We start from the raw sequence: 18693 nt of genomic DNA on the forward strand, positions 1-18693 counted from the left end.
CTCAACTCCCCGTGGATCGGTAGTGCCTGATGCCCTGCCGCCAGGCCAGCCCGGCCAGAAGGGCGAGGACCAGCGCGGCGACCGGCGCGGAGAACCGCAGGAACTCCGGCGTGCCGAAGGGGTCGTCCCTGCCCAGCACGTACAGGCCGGGCTGCCAGTTGACGAAGGCCAGCGGGAGCACGTACGTCACGCCCCTGACCAGGTCGCGGCCGTAGATGCTGAGCGGGTACTGGTTGAGCTGGGCGCTGCCGTAGGTGAAGGCGTTGGACACCTCGGGCGCGTCGGTCAGCACGAACTGGACCGCGCCGCCGAGCGTCCAGATCGCGCCGAAGATGATGATCCCGCTGACCAGCATGACGGGGATCATCCAGGCGCGCCGCCAGTCGAGGTCGAGCGCGGCGACGCCGTAGCCGAGCACGACGCACGCCTGCAGGATCCGGCCCACCCTGGCGGGCACGAACCGGTCGGTGGCGAGCTGGATCCACGGGCTGACCGGCCTGATCAGGAACGTGTCGAGGGTGCCCGCCTTGATGTGCTGGCTGATCCGGTCGATGTTGCTGACGAACGTGTCGCAGATGGCGAACGACACGCCGGCGGCGCCGTACAGGAAGAGGACCTCGTCGCGGGAGAAGCCCGCGAGCGTGGTCGTGTTGGCGAAGACGATCAGGATCACGGCGACGTCCACCGCGGAGGTGAGGGCGCCGAACAGGGTCATCAGCGCGAACGACACCCGGTACGCCGCCGCGGCGCGGGTCCAGGTCCACAGCAGCAGGAAGTAGGTCCTAACCACCCTGGATCACCACCTTGCGGCGGACCGCCATGGTGGCGAGCGCGCCCAGCCCGAGCAGGATCGCGGCCCAGAGCGCCTGGAACGCGAGCGTCTCCAGGACCGGGGCCTTACCCAGGTAGAGATCGGTCGGGAGCTGGACCATGGCCGCCCAGGGCATCGCCATGACCAGGTCGCCGAACCAGCCGGGGAACAGGTGCAGCGGCACGAGCATCCCGGAGAAGAACGTCGTCAGGAGCATCGACACGACCGCGACGCCGCGGTCGTCGATGAGCCAGCAGACCGACAGCGCCACCAGGTAGCGCCAGCCGAAGCCGACCACCACCGCGACGGCGAAGCCGGCCAGGAACGCCAGCCACTGCCCCGGCCCGGCGGGGACCGTGATGCCGAACACCACCGCGCCGATCAGCATGGGCGGGATGCCGCGGACCAGGAACAGGTACGCGGCCCTGCCCAGGTCCTCGGCCAGCGTCCAGAGCTGGAGCGAGGCGGGCCGGACCAGGTCGAGGGCGATGTCGCCGCTGCGGATGCGCTCGGGGATGCCGAGCCCGCCCCCGAACAGCTGCAACGGGCCGATGAACGCCTGGGTGATGAAGCAGAACGTGACGGCGTCGGTCACGTCGTAGCCGCCCAGCCCGGGGCGGGCCTGCCAGAGCGCGATGAGGATGTAGGCGCGAAGGATGCCGAAGACGCTGTTGGTGAATGCGCCGGCGATCGCGCCCCAGACGTAGGTGGCGTGCTTGCGGAAGCCGTACCGGACGAGCCGGGCATATAGGGGTATGGTTTTGCACCTCCGGAGAGTGAGGACACGGTGACCAACCGTGTACGGACCCGCGCACGGGTCTGCCGATGGAAAGCATGGAATTATCCGTTGCGGGCCGTGGGCCCCGCAACGCAATTAATCGTTCAACGGTCGGCGAGACGGTAGACGAAGCGCAGGCCCGACCAGGTGTCGTCGATCGCGGCCACCTTGTTGTCCACCAGGCCCATGGACAGGCCGTAGTCGCGGACGGGGTTCTCCGAGAGGTCCGTGGGCACCTTGCTCGCGCGTTTCGGCCAGCAGACCCACAGGCCGCCGCTCTTCGCCAGCAGGGCCAGGGCGGAGGGGAACGCCCCGTGAAGGGCGGCCGAGTCGGGGCAGAAGACCAGTATGACGTCGTACGGCCCGCCGGCCGGGGTCCGATGCACCTCGGCGTCGGGCTCGCCCAGGTCGAGGCCGTCGGGGGCATCGATGGCGAGGACCTGGTGCCCAGGCTTGACGCCGAGCTTGCGCGGCAGCGGTGTGCCCGAGTATCCAGCCATGGAGGACAGCGTGTCACAGCGCCGAAATATCCAGGTAAGAGATGAGATACTTACTGGCCGGTAGAAGGATCTTCATTCGGGGAAGGAGATTCATCGGAGGGCCGATATGCAGATCGACCGGGACGTGGTCCCCGACTATCCCTTGAGCTGGCAAGCCCGCGCCCTGACCAGTCTGATGTGGGGCACCCTGAAGCCGGCGTCCACCGTGCTGATGCGCCATCCGCTGGCCCTAATCTGCGCGGCCCGGCTCGGGGAGCTCGGCCGTCTGGTGCGCGTACCCCACCCCGAACACGTCATCATCGAGCCCGTGGAGTTCTCGGCATGCGGGGGCGAGTGGGTGCACGGCGGGCCGGGGCTCGACGAGGGCAAGGCGGTGCTCTACTTCCACGGCGGCGGCTACTTCTCGGGCTCGCCGCGTACTCATCGGTCCATCACCTGGCGGCTGTCGGTGGCGGCCCGGCGGCCCGTGCTGGCGCTCGACTACCGGCAGGGGCCCGTGCACACGCTGGCGGACTCGCTGACCGACGCGCTGGACGCGTACGACTGCCTGCTGCGGCGCGGCCACGCGCCCGGGGACGTCATCCTGGCGGGGGACTCCGCGGGGGGCCACCTCACGCTGGCGACGTTGCTCGCGCTGCGGGACCGGGAGCTGCCGATGCCGGGCGCGGCGATCTGCCTGTCGCCGTGGGCCGACCTGACCGACATCCCGCGGCACGCCAACCGCTGGCAGGACCCCATGCTCCCGGCCGGGCGGGTGCGCTGGCTGGCCCGCCGGTGGACCTCGGGCCTCGACCCGAGCGACCCGCTGGTCTCCCCGGTGCTGGGGGACTTCACGGGGCTGCCGCCGCTCATGATCGTGACCGGCTCGACCGAGGTGCTGCGGGACGAGGCCAGACGGGTGGCCGAGCGGGCGCGCCAGGCCCGGGTGCCGGTACGGTACGAAGAGTGGAACCGGATGCCGCACGCCTTCCCGATCCTGGCGGACGTGCTGCCCGAGGCGCGGCTGGCCTTCCGGCACATGGCGCACTTCCTGCGAGCCGTGGCCGCCCGCCGGGCGTCCAGAGGCGACATCGCGGCGGCGTGAGTTTCGGCCCTGCAGTTTTGGCACTGCCCTTTTCGAGGTTCCCGGCGTACGCTGTCAGCTTGGAGAACGTGTAAGGTTAGGTATACCTAACCTGAAGTCAGGGGGCTGTGCATGACCGAGAAGCCCACGGATCACCATCGTGGCGTCGTCCTGCGGACCGAGTGGATCTCGCGGCACATGGTCCGCGTCGTGGTCGGGGGCGACGGGCTGGCCGACTTCGCCACCACCGGCCTGACGGACCACTACGTCAAGCTGGTCTTCCCCTACGAAGGCGTCGAATACCCCACCCCGTTCAGCGTGAAGACCTGCCGCGAGACGATGCCGCGCGAGCTCTGGCCGCGGCTGCGGACCTACACCGTACGCGCCTGGGACCCCGACAGCCGCGAGCTGACCCTCGACTTCGTGGTGCACGGCGACGAGGGCCTGGCCGGCCCGTGGGCCGCCCAGGCCGCTCCCGGGGACGTCGTGCTCATGCTCGGCCCCGGCGGCGGCTACGCGCCCGACCTCGAGGCCGACTGGCACCTCCTGATCGGCGACGAGAGCGCGCTGCCGGCCATCGGGGCCGCGCTGGAGGGCCTGCCGGAGGGCGCGCGGGCGCACGTACTGGTCGAGGTGGACGCGCCCGAGGACGAGCAGAAGCTCGAGACGGCCGCCGACGTCCGCGTCGCGTGGCTCTACCGGAGCGGCCGTCCCGTGGGCGAGAAGCTCGTGGCGGCGGTGCGGACGCTGGAGTTCCCCGAAGGAAACGTGCACGCGTTCGTGCACGGCGAGGCCGGCTTCGTGAAGGAGCTGCGCCGTCACCTGCGGGTCGAACGGGGCATCGGGCTGGACCGGCTGTCCATCTCCGGATACTGGCGCTCGGGGGCCGACGACGAGGCGTGGCGCGAGATGAAGCGCGACTGGAACCGTCAGGTCGAGGCCGAGGAGGAGTCCGCGATCGCCTCCTAGGCTCCCCAGGCACGCCAGGGCCGAAACACCACTTCAGACCACTGAACCCCAGCACTTACTGACCCCAGAGGAACGAACGCCTTACCTGCAATACCCCTTATGACAGACATGCGGAAAGCCTCCGCGGATCCGGCCACAGTGTGCTTTGCCGAGTCCCGGATCAGAGAGGCGAAACCCGTATGGCGCGTGGTGCTGGCGACATGCCTCCTGGCGTGCGGCCGCTTACGGTGGGCGACCCGGTCATCATCGGCCGATACCTGCTCCTCGGCCGCCTCGGCACGGGCGGGATGGGAGTGGTGTATCTGGCCGAACACCCTCGGGGTGGCCTGGTCGCGCTCAAGACGCCGCATGCGGTGCATCTCAACGATGCCACCTTACGCGCGCGCTTCGCCGAGGAAGTGACTTTCTCGCGAAGACTGGTGCCGTTCTGCACGGCGGCGGTCCTGGAGGACGGCGCCGACAAGGACCGCCCGTACCTGGTCACCGAGTACATCCCGGGTCCGGCGCTCTCCCAGGTCGTCGCGGCCAAGGGGCCGCTCACGCCCGATCTCGCGTACGGCGCGGCGCTCGGCGTGGCCGCCGCGCTGGTGGCGGTGCACGAGGCGGGGCTGGTGCACCGGGACCTCAAGCCTGGCAACGTGCTGCTGTCCACGCGGGGGCCGCGCGTCATCGACTTCGGCATCGCCCGCGACGTCGACACGCTGGCCGCGCACACGCAGGCCGGGCAGGTCATGGGGAGCCCTGGATGGGTGGCTCCCGAGCGGCTGACGGGTGGCCCGGCGCTGCCCGCGTCGGACGTGTTCGCGTGGGGGTGCGTGGTGGCGTTCGCGGCCACGGGGCACCACCCGTTCGGGAGCGGGGAGGCGGATGTGCTGACCCGGCGCATCCTGTTCGACCCGCCGCGCGTCGCGGGCGTGCCCGCCATGCTGCGGCCCGCCGTCGAGGCGGCGCTGGCCAAGGATCCCGCCGACCGGCCCACGTCCGCCGACCTGCTCCGGGCGCTGCTGGCCGCCGGAGGCGTCGGCGAGCCGTGGGACCTGCGGCAGGCGGTGGACGGGGTGCTGGAGGAGATCTGGACGCCCGTGCCCTATCCGCCCGGCGGCGGGCGGGTACGTCTCGCCTCTTCGACCGGCGAGTCCGGGACGCCGGAGGGGGGTGTGGAGCGTTCCCGTACGCGCAGGCGCCGGGCCAAGGCCGGGGCGCATCTGTCGCACGCCAGCTTCGCCGCCCTGGCCACGGTGTCCATCGCGGCTCTCACGGTGATCGCGGCGGGCGGCGACGGCACGAGCGTCGGGGGTGGCTCGCTGCTGCCGGGCGACCCGCCGATCGTGCGCTCTTACGGCAGCGCGGACTCGACCGTCCGCCCCTCGTCCACGCCCGCCGCCACCCTCCCGCCGACGAAGTCCGCCGCCCCGCCCACCCCGGCGAGCACGCCCACGACGTCCGTCCCGCACGCCCGTACCAAGGCGCCGCTGACAGTGCGCAGCCCCTCGCCCGGCCGGCAGGACACGTTCGGACCGGCCAACAGCAGCGGGCCGGGCGGCGAGGACCCCGCCGACTGCGCGAGCCCGGTGCGCAGGCGCGGCAACGCGGTCAGGAGGGACTGCCCGCAGCCGTCGCAGTCGATCAGCACGATCCCGCAGGACGGGCCCGGCGAGTCGCCGGACCCGTCCGTGTCCGTCCCGGAGACGCCGACGGCTACCGGATCTTAGACAGGTCGATCAGGTAGAGGTCGTCCTTGAGGAGGTAGCTGAGCATCCTGCCGGTCGAATCCATGGACGGCAGCATGATGGTGCTGCCCTCCCCGGGGATGCGCAGATCGCCCGACTTGCCGGTGTCCAGGTCGTAGAGTCCCACGCCCTCCGGCCTTCCCACACCGTAGACCGAGACGTAGAAGCGGTCCTGGACCGGCTGGTACGCCGAGTGCACGGAGCCGGGCACGTTCTTCTGCGACGAGCCGTCCCGGTGCCGGAAGAAGGTCGTGCCGTCCGCGGCCGTGCCCAGGCAGATGGTCACGCCGCAGAGACGCAGCTGCTCGCCCGGCTGGGTGACGGCCGTCCGGGTCTCGCCGGTCTCCACGTTATGGATCCGGGAGTACGGCATGCCGCGGGGCTCGCCTCCGCTCCCCGGCGCGCCGATCCACGGCCAGGCCAGCAGATGCATCCCGGCGCCACCCTGGACCGGCTCCACCGTCCCGCCCCCGAGGGGAACGGTGAAGACCCCCCCGGTGTACAGCGAGAAAACGATCTTGTCGTTGACCACGGCCAGCTTGTCGATCCCGCTGCCGTCGTCGGCCGTGTCGAGGCGCTGGTCGGCGACGATCTTCGGGGTGCCGCCGTCCAGCGGCACCGTCCAGAGGTGCGCGACGGAGTCCTTCGTCCCGGTCCACCAGGCCACCTGGCCGCCGCCCACGGCGAAGCCGTTGCCGAAGCCCACCGTGCCCTCGGGGGCCGGGACGTCGGCGATCTTGCGCGGCGTGCCGGAGTCGAGGTCGTAGGCGTAGACGGCGCTGATCGATCCGGATTCGCCTCCCTGGGCCTCCATGAGCAGCGTACGGTCGTCGACGAACGTCTGCGGTCGCCACGGCACCCCGTCGGGGGACTTCGCCGAGACCTTCCGCACCGCCTCCGGCCAGACCTTCTCCACCTGTTCGGCCGGCGCCTCGGTGTACTGCCCGCTGGCGGGGACGGCCGTGATGGTGTCGCCGCCGCGCAGCACGGCCGTGGCCCCGGCCCCGACCAGCACGACCGCCGCGGCGGCCAGCGCGATCCGGGCGCGCTGCCTCCTGCGCAGGTGGATCCGCTCGAGCCGCTGGGGCAGCAGAGCGGGCAGGCCCGGCGCCTGCTCGGCGGCGTGGCCGAGCGTCCTGCGCAGCGTCTCCTCAACCTCGGTCATCGTACGTTCCCCCTGGTCATCGGCTTACTCGGGAGGCCCGCGCGCAGTTTGTCGAGCGCGCGGGAGGCCTGGCTGCGTACCGTGCCGCGGGAGATCCCGAGCACGGTCGCGATCTCGGCGTCGTCGAGCTGCTCGTAGTAGCGCAGCACCAGCACCGCGCGCTGCTTGCGCGGCAGCCCGGCCAGCGCCTGCCACATCCTGCGCTCGTCGCCGCTGGGCAGCAGGTCGTGGTGCTCGCCTTCCGGCAGGTCCCAGGCGAGCAGCTCACGCCTGCGCAACCGCCAGGTGGCGATGTGCAGCCTGGCCATGGTGGTGCGCGCGTAACTCTCCGGGTTCTCCTTCAGCCGCAGCCGGGACCAGGCGCCGCGCAGCTTCAGCAGCGCCTCCTGGACCAGGTCGGCCGCGTCGTGCGGATTGCCGGCCAGCACATAGCCGTAGCGCAGCAGCGCGTCACCGCGTTCGGCGACGAACTCCGCGAAACGGGGATCACCTTCCAACAGTCCTCGCCCTTCGTCGTTCCTTCACCTCCGAGAGGAACAAGGTGCGAAAACTGTTGCACGCCACGCCTGGGGCGACGTGCACGGCGGGCTACGCTCGGAGGTGGATCAACTCTTCTGTGAAAGAGGATCATCATGAGTACGAGAGCGTTCCCGCTCACGCTGCGCGTCACGGTGAGCGGAGCGACGCCGGACGAGATCAGGGAGAAGGCCGTGGCCCGGGCGCTCAGCTTCTTCGGTCTCGACGCCGAGCTGGACGTCATCAGCGCCGAGGCCGAGCCCGACGCGGAGGCGGAGGGCCGCTACCACGCCACCGTGCTCTTCCGGAAGGTCGCCTGACGAACCGGAGGCTCGTGATCCGGCGGCGTGCGTGCGGCGAATATACGGTGATTGCCAGTCGATGACAGGAGGCGTGCGATGACACGTTGGCGCCGGTTCGTGCTCACCCTGACCGTCGCGATGTTCACCGTGGTCGCGGCGGCATCGGCCGCGGCCGCCGGCATCCAGGGCAGCGGCCTGAACTGATCACCGCCACGCAACACCGGAACGGTCAGTTCCGTCCTGGCCGTTCCGGCTCCCTGGCCTGACCTACTGTGTCGCCTCCTTCAGCAGGTCCCGCAGCCGTTTCACCAGCTCGGGGTCGCCGTCGAAGACCAGCCCCGCACCGTCGCCCCGCCCCCACAGCCACAACAGCACGTCCTGGGGCGCGCCCGAGATCGACGCCTCCGCCGTGGAACCGTCCCTGGAAACCTCGACGCCCGAGGTGGACGGGCGGACGAGCCGGCGATCCGTTCCCACGGAGATCGACACCGCGCGGCCGTCCGCGCCGGCGAGTCCGTCGCCGAAGTCCTCCGGCCACTGACGGGAGGCGAAGGCGAGGAAGGTCACGAGGATCTCGTCGATGCCGTCCACGGCCAGGTCGGCGGGGATCGGCATGACGGGCTGGCGCGGTCCAGGTACGCCGCGGGACCGCCCGGATCGGGCTCCGGCGGCCAGGGCTCCGGCCAGGCGCCGCGGCGCATCGTCTCCACTTTGTGGAGGAAGGTGTCGCCGACGTGCCTGAGCAGGTCGGCGGTGGTCCACCCGGGACAGTGGGGCACCGCGGCGGTGAGGTCCCGGGTGGCCATCTCGCGCATTCGTGCGTAGTCCTGCTCGATCAGTTGCAAGTACCGGCGCTGATCCATGCGCCAAGTCAAACACGGTTACGCGATCGCCCCGTTACTTGACGACCTGGAAGATGAACGGCGCGACCAGGCCAAGGAGAGCCGATGCCTCGGTGAGGACCAAGCCGAGGAGCATGTTCTGGCGGATCAATCCGTAGGCTTCGGGCTGCCGTGCGATGGCCTGCACGCCTTGCGATCCTGTGCGCGCTTCTGCATTACCGGAGCCCGCAGTCGGTGGGTGACGGCACAGCCGGACTTCGGCTCCGAGCTAACGACCCGCGGCCCAGGGCATCAGCTCGGCGACGATGCTCTTGCTCCACGGCCGGACGAGAGAGCGCAGCTCCTCGCAGGGCTCGGCGCCGAGCGCGGTGTACGGTGCCATCCCCATCCGGTCCGTCGCCTCTTCGATCTCCTCACGCCATCCGCGCCCTTCCTCGGTGAGAGATCCCTCGAAGAGCCAGCCACGCTCCTCCAGCCCCTGTACGGCGGCAGCCCAGTCGGCCTCGGGCCACCCTCGCGTGCTTCGGAGCACCTCGGACGTGACGGCGCCGGTGGCCGCGTGGGTGACCAGGGCTTCGATGCCGCTCAGGCCGGCGGCCAGGAGGGCGGCGAGATGGCCGTCGCCGCGATACTCGCGCAGCAGGGTCTGGGCGTGCCAGAGCACCAGGTGGGGAGCCTCGGGCCAGGGCAGTGCCGCGTGCGCGGCGTACAGAGGGCGCCCGCTGAGCTCTCCAGCGACGGTCTCCGCCGCCCGGCGGGCCAGCGCTGCCGCCCGCGCCATCTCCGGGGAGTCCACGGCATCGCCCAGCACGCGGCGCAGTGTGGCGTCGGCCGATGCGAGCCGGGCGGCCAGGATGTCGGACGGCGAGGCGATCTGCCAGGCGGCCGGGATCGCCTGCCGTACCAGATCGGGGTTGAAGTTGTAGAAGGTCGCGATCACCGTCGCGGCGGGCACCGGACCGAGAGCGGCGGCTCGGGAGGCGAAGTATCCCATTCGGCCGCTCAGCCCGAGCTTCTCGTAGGCGGCGCTCGCCTCGGGGGAGAAGTAGATCATGCCGTGCAACGGCTCCAGGGTGCGCCAGGTCCGGCGTTCCAGCGTCATGCTGGGAAAGATACCGACCAGTCGGTATAGGTGTCCACAACTCGTGGATCAGAGAGGGGCTGGATCAGCGAAGCCATGCGTATAAGGCTCCTGCTACCGAGATGGCGCAGGCAAGGACGAACATGACCAGGGAAATCGGCGTGGTGAACGTGCGATGAGGATTGCGTTGCACGAGACGGAGCGAATCCATGTTCAGGGTCGCAGCCAGCCGATCCTGAATCTCCGCTATCGGCTGCAAGGCCAATCGGGCAAGACCGCGGCTGCGCCAGCCCGCAAGTGCCGCTGCGACAGAGACCAGAGCCGCTACGAGCCCGACAGCGCCGGCTACGGCGTCAAGCTTCGCCTGGAGGGCGGCGACGTAGGCGGCGGAATTCACAGCGGTCGATACGAGGTAGAAGTTGAGGACCTGGAGCCCTTGGCTGATGCGGTACTCGTACCAGCGTGTGGCATGTTCGAGGGCGGCCACGAGCGACTCGTGATCATTTGGCCCGGGTGGCGGCGGAATCGGGGCGACGCGGCGGCCAGGGATCCATTGAGTGATCGCGGTCCGGACAGAGGAGATCGTCTTGCCCACCAAACCCTCCGTTGAAGGTCAGCCCACTTCTCCAATGACAGCACACCACCCCATGAAAAGGGCTTTGCCGTGCGGCATCGCATGAAAGTGGGCCGCGCCAGTGCTGGGGGAGACTGGCGCGGCCCGTTTCGCCGGGGAACCGCCGCATGCCCGGAGGGCGGTCCGGCGAGATCAGTGGGCGAACTGCTCCTCTTCCGTCGACCCCCGGAGCGCGGTCGTCGAGGAGTCAGGTGCCACGGCCGTGCTGATCAGGTCGAAGTAGCCGGTGCCGACCTCGCGCTGGTGCCTGGTCGCGGTGTAGCCGCGCGACTCGGCGGCGAACTCGGCCTCCTGCAGCTCCACGTACGCCGTCATGCCGTCCGCGGCGTACCCCTGGGCCAGGTCGAACATGCCGTAGTTCAGCGAGTGGAACCCGGCGAGCGTGATGAACTGGAACTTGTACCCCATGTGTCCCAGCTCCCGCTGGAACTTGGCGATGGTGGAGTCGTCCAGGTGCTGCTTCCAGTTGAACGACGGTGAGCAGTTGTAGGCGAGCATCTTGTCCGGGTACGCCGCCTTGATGGCCTCGGCGAACTCGCGGGCCACGTCCAGGTCGGGCGTGCTGGTCTCCATCCAGAGCAGGTCCGAGTACGGCGCGTACGCCAGCCCGCGGGCGATGCACGCCCCCAGCCCGTTCCTGACCCGGTAGAAGCCCTCCGGCGTGCGCTCGCCGGTGGTGAACGCCTGGTCGCGCGGGTCCACGTCGCTGGTCAGGAGCGTCGCGGCCTGTGCGTCGGTCCGCGCGATGATCAGCGAGGGGACTCCGGCGACGTCCGCGGCGAGGCGGGCGGCGGTCAGGGTCTTGATGTGCTGGCCGGTCGGGATGAGCACCTTGCCGCCCAGGTGGCCGCACTTCTTCTCGGAGGCGAGCTGGTCCTCCCAGTGCACGCCCGCGGCGCCGGCCGCGATCATGCCCTTCATCAGCTCGAACGCGTTCAGCACCCCGCCGAACCCGGCCTCGGCGTCCGCCACGATCGGCGCGAGCCAGTGCGGGGCGTCGGTGTCGCCCTCCGACCAGGTGATCTGGTCGGCGCGCAGCAGCGCGTTGTTGAGGCGGCGCACGACGGCGGGCACGGAGTTGGCCGGGTACAGGCTCTGGTCCGGGTACGTCTGCCCGCCCAGGTTCGCGTCCGCGGCGACCTGCCAGCCGGACAGGTAGATCGCCTTCAGTCCCGCCTTCACCTGCTGGACGGCCTGGTTGCCGGTCAGCGCGCCGAGGGCGTTGACGTAGTCGTCGGTGTTCAGCAGGTCCCACAGTCGGCCGGCGCCGAGCCGGGCCAGCGTGTGCTCCTCCTGGACGCTGCCGCGCAATCTGATCACGTCTTCGGCGCCGTACGTGCGCTCGACGCCCTCCCAGCGAGGGTCGTTGTCCCATTCGTCCTGCAGCTGCTCAGCAGCTCCCTTGAGGCGATCGATCATTGTTCACTCCCTTGTCGTCCCCTGGGGCTCACAGCCGAGTGTGTGCCCTGGGAGGGGCCGCCCATAGTCATGAGCCGAGAGAAGAACTACGAAAGTTTCCATGCCATACATTACTGACGGGTATTCAACAGTGAAGAAATCGATAGTTTTCCTGTTGGCCTAGACCAATCCGAGCGACACGGCAGTCTGGCTCCGACCTGTTCAGGAGACTAGAAAATGGGCCGAATTTCTGTCTAAGATGCCGACATGGTGCCCTTGCTAGGCGAAGAACCGCTGTCTTTGACGCAGGAGCTTGACCTGATCGCGTTCGGCCAGCGCCTCCGGCACCTGCGCAAACAGCGCGGCCTCACCCTGTCCGACCTGGGCTCGCGCGTCGGCAGGGCGCCGAGCCAGCTGTCGCTGCTGGAGAACGGCAAGCGCGAGCCCAAGCTCTCGCTGCTCAAGGGGCTGGCCGCCGCGCTGGGCGTGCCCATCGAGGAGCTGCTGCGCCGCCAGCCGCCCAACCGCCGCGCCCAGCTGGAGATCGCGCTGGAGGAGGCGCAGCGCGACCCCATCTACGCCGGGCTCGGGCTGCCCCGGCTGAAGGTCTCCGCCCGCGTCCCGAACGACGTGCTCGAACACCTCCTCGGCCTGTACGGCGAGTTGCGCGCCCGGCAGGCCCGCGGCACCGCCACCCCGGAGGAGGCCAGGGCCGCCAACGCCGAGCTGCGGCGCAGGCAGCGCGAGGTCGGCAACTACTTCGGGGAGATCGAGGAGGCCGCCGCCAAGGCGCTGGCCGCGGTCGGCTACCGTACGGGCGCGCTGTCGCAGAGCATGATCCAGAGCCTGGTCACACACTTCGGCTACACCGTGCACACCGCGCAGGACCTGCCGCGATCCGTACGTTCCATCACCGACCTCCGCAACCGCCGCATCTACGTCAAACACGAGCAGCTCGGCATGCACACCCCGCGCACGATCCTGCTCCAGACGCTCGGCCATCTCGCGCTCGGCCACGACAAGCCGCGCGACTTCGCCGACTTCCTGCGCCAGCGCACCGAGGCGAACTACTTCGCCGCCGCCGTCCTCGTCCCCGAGAAGGCCGCCGCGCTCTACCTCCAGGAGGCCAAGGCCGACCGGGCGCTGTCGGTGGAGGACCTGCGGGACGTGTTCGCGGTGTCGTACGAGATGGCCGCCCACCGCTTCACCAACCTCGCCACCCACCACCTGGGTCTCGTCTGCCACTTCGTGCGCAACGACGCCGGGGGCACCATCTACAAGGCGTACGAGAACGACGGCATCGTCTTCCCGGCCGACGAGCAGGGGGCCATCGAGGGGCAGCGGATGTGCCTGCAGTGGTCGGGGCGGCAGGTGTTCGCCTCGCCCGACCGGTTCTCGGTGTACTACCAGTATTCCGATTCGCCCACCGGGACCTATTTCTGCGTGGCGCACGTCGATCCGTCGCGGGAGCGGGACTTCGCCATCACGCTGGGGGTGCCGTACAAGGAGTCGCGCTGGTTCAGGGGCCGGGAGACCACCAGCCGCACCAAGTCCAACTGCCCCAACGGCGACTGCTGCCGCCGCCCGCCCGCCGAGCTGTCCGAGCGCTGGGAGGGCTACGCCTGGCCGTCCGCCCGCGCCAACTCCCACGTCCTGGCCGCGCTGCCGCCGGGGTCGTTCCCCGGGGTGGACGAGGCTGACGTGTACACGTTCCTGGAGCGTCACGCCGCCACCGCATAATCTGAAATGTGGGGATACGGGGGGAGGGGTCGCATGCTGCCTGAAGTGCGAGGATGGTTGCGGCACCGTACTTCGTCCGCTGAGGACTGGCCGGTCCGGGACCTGAAGGCCGCCAAGGGGGAGACCACGGTGAGCGTGGTGCTCCCCGCCCGCGACGAGCGGGAGACCGTGGGCCAGATCGTCGGCGTGATCCGGCGCGAGCTGGACGGGCTCGTCGACGAGATCGTGGTGATCGACTCGCGTTCCTCCGACGACACCGCGCTGGTGGCGCGGCGCGCGGGGGCCTGCGTGCACGCGCAGGACGAGATCCTGCCGCAGCTCAAGCCGATGGACGGCAAGGGCGAGGCACTGTGGAAGTCCCTCGCCGTGACGTCGGGGGATGTGCTGGTGTTCGTGGACGCCGACATCCGGAAATTTCGTGCTTCTCTGGTATTCGGCCTGCTCGGGCCGCTGTTCGCGGACCCCACCGTGGTCTACACGAAGGGTTGCTATGACCGGCCCTTGCACGGCACCGCCAACGGCGGCGGTCGCGTCACGGAGCTGGTGGCCCGCCCGCTCATCAACCTCCACTGGCCGCACCTGGCCGGTTTCGTCCAGCCCCTGGCCGGGGAGTACGCCGGCCGCCGCTCGGCCCTGGAACGCGTGCCGTTCCTGACCGGTTACGGCGTGGAGCTGGGGCTGCTGATCGACCTGCTCGAACTCGCCGGGCTGGACGCGTTCGCGCAGGTGGACCTGGGCTCGCGCGAGCACGCCCCGCAGTCGACCGAGGCGCTCGGGAGGATGGCGTCCCAGATCATGCTGGCCGCCTGGTCACGCCTGCTGCGTCAGGGCAAGATCGAGACCTGCCACGAGCCGTCCGTCCGGCTGGCACAGTTCCGGAGAGGGCCGGACGGGCACGACATCCTGCTCCGCGACATCGGGATCGGCGAGCGCCCACCCATGATCACCGTAGCTCCGTGAACGCGATCACCGTGGTTCCTTCAAACCCGACGTGACGAACGCGGCGATCTGGTCGCGCATGGCCTCGTGGTCGTCCGCCGCGTCGCCCAGGATGATGCGCCCGAGCTGGCGCATCATCGAGGGGAACAGCGCCAGCCCGGTCATCATGAACAGCGTCCGGGCCACCTCCGGCGACGGTTCCACGCCCAGACCCTCCGCCAGCGAGGCCGTCTTGCGGCGGCAGCGCTCCACCCGTACCTCCTGCCCGGCCGGCAGCCCTTCCTGGTCCCGGTAGTTGAGCGCCTCCCACATCAGCAGCCGCACCAGCTCGGGATGTGAGTGGTAGTAGTCCGTCAGCCGGGCCACGTAGTCACCGGGATCGGCGCCCGGGAGGGAGATCTGCGTCGTCAGGTCATCGAGCGCCTCCTTGATGACCTCGTCGAACAGCTTCTCCTTGCTGCCGAAATGCCCGTAGATGCGCTCTTTGTTGACGCCGGCGCGCTCGGCGATGCGATCCACGCGGGCGCCCGCCACGCCGTACGCGGCGAACTCCTCCCGTGCGGCCTCCAGCAGGGCGGCGCGCGTGGCGGTGGTCGAGACCTTGGGTGCCATGTCGCCCATGATATCCACCAACCAGTTGGTTGTAATCCAACTGAACCGTTGACATCCAACTAGTTGGTTGGCTACCGTCCCGACACATGACGACCACCATTTCCCCCGCGCCGCACGACCTCGCGGCGACGTCGCCGGCCGGCTTGCCGTTCGGACGCACGCTGGCAGCCTTGACCCTCACCGCCGTGCTGGTCAGCGGCCAGCTGTACATCGTGATCCCGCTCCTGCACGACATGGCCACCGGCTGGGGCGCCTCGGCCGGCGGCCTGACCTGGCTGGTGACCGCGTTCGGCATCGGGTACGGAGCCGGTTTCCTGATCTTCGGCCCGCTGTCCGACCGGTACGGGCGCCGCCGGATGCTGATGATCGGACTGCCCCTGGCCGCGCTCACCTCGGCGGCGGTGGCGTTGAGCCCGAACCCGGAAGTGGCGCTGGCGTTGCGGGCGGTGCAGGGGCTGGCGGTGGCGATGTTCCCGCCCGCGGCCCTGGCGTACCTGGCGGAACGGGTCGAGCCGCGCCGCCGGGTGGGCGCGATCGCGGCGATCACCGGCGCGTTCCTCGCCTCGGCCGTGCTGCTCCAGGTCGCCGCCCAGCTGCTGGTGGACGTGATCGGCTGGCGCGGGCTGTTCCTGCTGTCGGCGGCCGGGTTCGTGCTGGCGTTCCTGGGCGTGCGGGCCGTCACGTTGCCCGACCTGCCGCGTGAGGGCGGCGGCTCGCCGCTGTCGGTCTACCGGGCGGTGCCGGGCCTGCTGTTCCACCGCGTCCTCGGCCTCCGGTACGTGGCCACGGTCATGCTGATGGCGGGCTTCGTGGCCGTTTACACCGGTCTGCAGATCTACGGCGTGACCTCGTCCTCCGAACTCCTCGCGCTCCGCGCGGCGGGGCTCCCGTCGATCGTCCTGGTGCCGCTGCTCATGCCGTGGCTGGCCCGGATCCACGCGCCGATCAGGGCGGCGGCGTTCCTGGCGGCCGGAGCCCTCGCCCTCGCCGCCGTCGGCCTCACCGGGACGGCCGCGCTGGTGCTGCTGCTGGCCGTCTACGTCGCCGCCATCACCGGCGGCCTGCCCAGCCTGAACGAGGCGATCTCCGCCGGCGCCGGACCGGCCCGGGGGACGGCGCTGTCGCTGTTCTCCTTCGCGCTCGCGGTCGGCGGCAGCGTCGGCCCGCAGTTGGCGGCCGCGTTCGGGGGATTCACCCCGCTCCTGTACGGCCTCGCGATCGGCATGGCGCTGGCGGCCCTGGCCACACTGCTCTCCGGGGTATTCCACCGCGTAGCTACTGGCCGGTAAGGTGTTCTGTTACCACCGGTAACATCGGGTCGAGGAGAGTGCGCACATGACCGGCTTCTGCCCGGAGCCCAGCGACGACGTGGTCGAGGTACGCGACTGGGTGCACGCGTTCGCCCGCGACGTGATCCGCCCGGCGGGCGCCGAATGGGACGAACGCGAGGAAACCCCCTGGCCGGTCATCCAGGAGGCGGCCAAGATCGGCCTCTACTCCCTCGACTTCTTCGCCACCCAGTGGTTCGAGGACAGCGGGCTCGCGCTGCCCGTGGCGTTCGAGGAGATCTTCTGGGGCGACGCGGGCATCGGCCTGGCCATCGTCGGCACCGGCCTGGCCGCCGCCGCCCTCGCCGCGAACGGCACCCCCGACCAGATGGGGGAGTGGCTGCCGCAGATGTTCGGCACGGAGAACGACGTCAAGTTGGGCGCCTTCTGCGCCTCCGAGCCTGACGCCGGCTCGGACGTCGGCGCCATCCGCACCCGCGCCGTCCATGACGGCGGCGACTGGGTGCTGGACGGCGTCAAGACCTGGGCCACGAACGGCGGCATCGCGAACGTCCACGTGGTCGTCGCCTCGGTCGACCCCTCACTCGGCGCCCGGGGCCAGGCGTCCTTCGTCATCCCGCCCGGCACCCCCGGGCTGTCCATGGGCCAGAAGTTCCGCAAGCACGGGATCCGCGCCTCGCACACGGCCGAGGTGATCCTGGACGGCGTCCGCGTACCGGGCTCCTGCCTGCTCGGCGGCAAGGAGAAGCTGGACGCCCGGCTGTCCCGCGTACGCAACGGGGAGCGGGCGGGGGAGCAGGCGGCGATGCGCACGTTCGAGACCACCCGCCCGTCGGTCGCCGCCATGGCCGTCGGGATCGCGCGGGCGGCCTTCGAGTACGCCAGGGACTACGCCCGCGAGCGGGAGCAGTTCGGCCGCAAGATCGGCGAGAACCAGGCGATCGCCTTCCTCCTCGCCGAGATGGCCACCCGGGTGGACATGGCCCGCCTGCTGACCTGGCGGGCCGCCTGGATGGCCCGTAACGGCAGGCAGTTCTCGCAGGCGGAGGGGTCGATGTCGAAGCTGGTGGCGGGGGAGACGGCGGTGTGGGTGACGGAGCAGGCGATCCAGATCCTGGGCGGCGCCGGATACACCAGGGAGCACCCGGTGGAGCGCTTCCACCGGGACGCCAAGATCTACACGATCTTCGAAGGGACGTCGGAGATCCAGCGCCTGATCATCGGCCGCGCCGTCACCGGCCTGCCGGTCCGCTGAATGCCGAGGGCCTTGAACGTCTCTCCGCCTTCGGTCCTCCGGGAGGGGTCGTGTTGACTCACCGGGTGATGAGCTCGCGACAGCTGAGCAAGCCCCTGGTGGACACCACAGCACGCAGCCGTTCGCGGTGAAGCGGAGCGCGCATTTGAGCCCCTCGATTCGTGCCGGCCACCATGCTCTGGCTTCTGCGACCGTATCTCGCTGACGACGCTGCAATCCGGGAGGACGAGCGTGAAACTGAGACGCGGACAGCAGGAAAGTCCGGGAAATGACCGGCGCATGCCCTGGTGACGGCGATTGCGCCCTGTGACGCTGACTGCAATCGCTCTGGCGAATTCACGGGGAGACTCGATGCAGACAGCAGGAAAATCCCGGAAAGTACGGCCCACAGCCCGAGTCCTGGCGACGGCGACCGCGTTGGCGGCAGCTATGGCGACCACCATCTCACCGGCATCGGCTGCCGCAGGTGGCGCCCCGGCAGCCACTCGGCTCGCGCGTCCGGCCGGTGTCAGTGTCTGCCTGGGGCTATGGGCCGCGTACAACGCCATCCTGCTCAGGCACCTGGGAGACGGTTGCAGCCCAGCGGGCACCTACCACATCCACGTCTGGGGCGGTGGCCGCGACATGAACTATCCCACCTACACCTATAACCGCAGCACCCTCAGGGAATTCTCCTATACATGGCCGGTGCCCGCAGGCACCAACATCTGCGCGGAGCTCTGGTACCACAAGCCCGGCGGCGGCTATGAGAGCTGGGGCCTTCCCTGCGAAACGATGTGACTTCCCGCAAGGCCATTCCGCCGTCATCGCCGCCACGATGGCGATGACAGCGGGATGCACTCGAAGCTGACCAGCCCGAGCCGGCGCGGGTCGAGCGTGGCGCGCCGATCGACAGGCCCTGGAAGTCGGGCAGCACCACGAGCCTGTGCTCCATCTTCAGGTTCCGCACGCGCGGGTTTTGGAAATGCCGGTACGCCAGGAACGCCACCGGGGCACCGTCGATGCACCCGACGAAGCAGCGCGTCGTGTCGCTGATCTCCACGCTCAGATAGTGATGGTGCCGAGAGAC

The 18693-nt window shown here is 70.0% G+C and carries 21 protein-coding genes; 9 read left to right on the forward strand and 12 right to left on the reverse strand.

Annotation, left to right across the window (positions count from 1 at the left end):
* Position 1 precedes the first annotated feature (1 nt).
* The 3 genes from ACWDRB_RS07145 to ACWDRB_RS07155 form a co-directional block, all read right to left on the reverse strand.
* The gene (locus ACWDRB_RS07145; RefSeq protein ID WP_449892195.1) at positions 2-790 is read right to left on the reverse strand and encodes an ABC transporter permease; all 789 of its coding nucleotides are present in this window, start codon (positions 788-790) and stop codon (positions 2-4) included.
* The gene (locus tag ACWDRB_RS07150; RefSeq protein WP_449892309.1) at positions 783-1568 is read right to left on the reverse strand and encodes an ABC transporter permease; all 786 of its coding nucleotides are present in this window, start codon (positions 1566-1568) and stop codon (positions 783-785) included. The genes ACWDRB_RS07145 and ACWDRB_RS07150 overlap by 8 nt, the downstream gene beginning before the upstream one ends.
* A 125-nt stretch (positions 1569-1693) precedes the next feature.
* On the reverse strand, positions 1694-2089 hold the full coding sequence (locus ACWDRB_RS07155; RefSeq protein ID WP_350740795.1) for a hypothetical protein: 396 nt from the start codon (positions 2087-2089) through the stop codon (positions 1694-1696).
* Between the two features lie 106 nt (positions 2090-2195).
* Between ACWDRB_RS07155 and ACWDRB_RS07160 the strand changes: the two genes are divergently transcribed.
* The 3 genes from ACWDRB_RS07160 (at position 2196) to ACWDRB_RS07170 (ending at position 5833) form a co-directional block, all read left to right on the forward strand.
* Entirely contained in the window at positions 2196-3173 is a 978-nt protein-coding gene (locus ACWDRB_RS07160; protein WP_449892196.1) for an alpha/beta hydrolase, read from the forward strand.
* Between the two features lie 111 nt (positions 3174-3284).
* On the forward strand, positions 3285-4121 hold the full coding sequence (locus tag ACWDRB_RS07165; protein WP_449892197.1) for a siderophore-interacting protein: 837 nt from the start codon (positions 3285-3287) through the stop codon (positions 4119-4121).
* 212 nt (positions 4122-4333) lie between these two features.
* Positions 4334-5833: a protein kinase domain-containing protein gene (locus tag ACWDRB_RS07170; protein WP_449892198.1), complete on the forward strand. Its 1500-nt coding sequence runs from the start codon at positions 4334-4336 to the stop codon at positions 5831-5833.
* Here the strand turns inward: ACWDRB_RS07170 and ACWDRB_RS07175 are convergent.
* Both ACWDRB_RS07175 and ACWDRB_RS07180 read right to left on the reverse strand, forming a co-directional pair.
* Complete coding sequence (locus ACWDRB_RS07175; protein WP_449892199.1) at positions 5820-7016, reverse strand: hypothetical protein; 1197 nt, start codon at positions 7014-7016, stop codon at positions 5820-5822. The two genes, ACWDRB_RS07170 and ACWDRB_RS07175, sit on opposite strands and share 14 nt — an antisense overlap.
* Entirely contained in the window at positions 7013-7513 is a 501-nt protein-coding gene (locus ACWDRB_RS07180; RefSeq protein ID WP_355192425.1) for a SigE family RNA polymerase sigma factor, read from the reverse strand. The genes ACWDRB_RS07175 and ACWDRB_RS07180 overlap by 4 nt, the downstream gene beginning before the upstream one ends.
* Before the next feature lie 135 nt (positions 7514-7648).
* On the opposite strand from ACWDRB_RS07180, the gene ACWDRB_RS07185 reads away from it, so the two are divergent.
* The gene (locus tag ACWDRB_RS07185) at positions 7649-7852 is read left to right on the forward strand and encodes a hypothetical protein (RefSeq protein ID WP_449892200.1); all 204 of its coding nucleotides are present in this window, start codon (positions 7649-7651) and stop codon (positions 7850-7852) included.
* Positions 7853-8101: 249 nt separating this feature from the next.
* On the opposite strand, the gene ACWDRB_RS07190 is transcribed toward ACWDRB_RS07185, so the two are convergent.
* From ACWDRB_RS07190 to aceA, 6 genes are all read right to left on the reverse strand, one after another.
* Positions 8102-8449: a hypothetical protein gene (locus tag ACWDRB_RS07190; RefSeq protein ID WP_449892201.1), complete on the reverse strand. Its 348-nt coding sequence runs from the start codon at positions 8447-8449 to the stop codon at positions 8102-8104.
* Positions 8398-8697 carry a maleylpyruvate isomerase N-terminal domain-containing protein gene (locus tag ACWDRB_RS07195; RefSeq protein WP_449892202.1) on the reverse strand — a complete coding sequence of 100 codons (300 nt, stop codon included), beginning with the start codon at positions 8695-8697 and terminating at the stop codon, positions 8398-8400. The genes ACWDRB_RS07190 and ACWDRB_RS07195 overlap by 52 nt, the downstream gene beginning before the upstream one ends.
* A gap of 34 nt (positions 8698-8731) precedes the next feature.
* Positions 8732-8926 carry an ATP synthase F0 subunit C gene (locus ACWDRB_RS07200; RefSeq protein ID WP_449892310.1) on the reverse strand — a complete coding sequence of 65 codons (195 nt, stop codon included), beginning with the start codon at positions 8924-8926 and terminating at the stop codon, positions 8732-8734.
* Positions 8927-8944: 18 nt separating this feature from the next.
* Positions 8945-9778, reverse strand: coding sequence for an SCO6745 family protein (locus ACWDRB_RS07205; RefSeq protein WP_350740812.1), 834 nt, complete (start codon positions 9776-9778; stop codon positions 8945-8947).
* Positions 9779-9842: 64 nt separating this feature from the next.
* Positions 9843-10352 carry a hypothetical protein gene (locus ACWDRB_RS07210; protein WP_449892203.1) on the reverse strand — a complete coding sequence of 170 codons (510 nt, stop codon included), beginning with the start codon at positions 10350-10352 and terminating at the stop codon, positions 9843-9845.
* 171 nt (positions 10353-10523) lie between these two features.
* Positions 10524-11810 carry an isocitrate lyase gene (gene aceA / locus ACWDRB_RS07215; RefSeq protein WP_355192433.1) on the reverse strand — a complete coding sequence of 429 codons (1287 nt, stop codon included), beginning with the start codon at positions 11808-11810 and terminating at the stop codon, positions 10524-10526.
* Between the two features lie 246 nt (positions 11811-12056).
* Here aceA and ACWDRB_RS07220 point away from each other — a divergent pair, with 246 nt between their 5' ends.
* Both ACWDRB_RS07220 and ACWDRB_RS07225 read left to right on the forward strand, forming a co-directional pair.
* Positions 12057-13529: a helix-turn-helix domain-containing protein gene (locus tag ACWDRB_RS07220; RefSeq protein ID WP_435054347.1), complete on the forward strand. Its 1473-nt coding sequence runs from the start codon at positions 12057-12059 to the stop codon at positions 13527-13529.
* Between the two features lie 33 nt (positions 13530-13562).
* The gene (locus ACWDRB_RS07225; protein ID WP_449892204.1) at positions 13563-14489 is read left to right on the forward strand and encodes a glucosyl-3-phosphoglycerate synthase; all 927 of its coding nucleotides are present in this window, start codon (positions 13563-13565) and stop codon (positions 14487-14489) included.
* Positions 14490-14495: 6 nt separating this feature from the next.
* Here ACWDRB_RS07225 and ACWDRB_RS07230 read toward each other — a convergent pair whose 3' ends face one another.
* Positions 14496-15080, reverse strand: a complete 585-nt coding sequence (locus tag ACWDRB_RS07230; RefSeq protein WP_350740820.1) for a TetR/AcrR family transcriptional regulator — start codon at positions 15078-15080, stop codon at positions 14496-14498.
* A gap of 86 nt (positions 15081-15166) precedes the next feature.
* On the opposite strand from ACWDRB_RS07230, the gene ACWDRB_RS07235 reads away from it, so the two are divergent.
* The 3 genes from ACWDRB_RS07235 to ACWDRB_RS07245 all read left to right on the forward strand — a co-directional run bounded on the left by ACWDRB_RS07235 (position 15167) and on the right by ACWDRB_RS07245 (position 18404).
* On the forward strand, positions 15167-16369 hold the full coding sequence (locus ACWDRB_RS07235) for an MFS transporter (protein WP_449892206.1): 1203 nt from the start codon (positions 15167-15169) through the stop codon (positions 16367-16369).
* Positions 16370-16415: 46 nt separating this feature from the next.
* Positions 16416-17624 (forward strand): acyl-CoA dehydrogenase family protein, encoded by a 1209-nt coding sequence (locus tag ACWDRB_RS07240; RefSeq protein WP_449892208.1) that lies wholly within the window; start codon positions 16416-16418, stop codon positions 17622-17624.
* Positions 17625-18053: 429 nt separating this feature from the next.
* Positions 18054-18404 (forward strand): hypothetical protein, encoded by a 351-nt coding sequence (locus ACWDRB_RS07245; protein WP_355192443.1) that lies wholly within the window; start codon positions 18054-18056, stop codon positions 18402-18404.
* Positions 18405-18693: the final 289 nt, after the last annotated feature.

The organism is Nonomuraea sp. NPDC003707 (assembly GCF_053587055.1).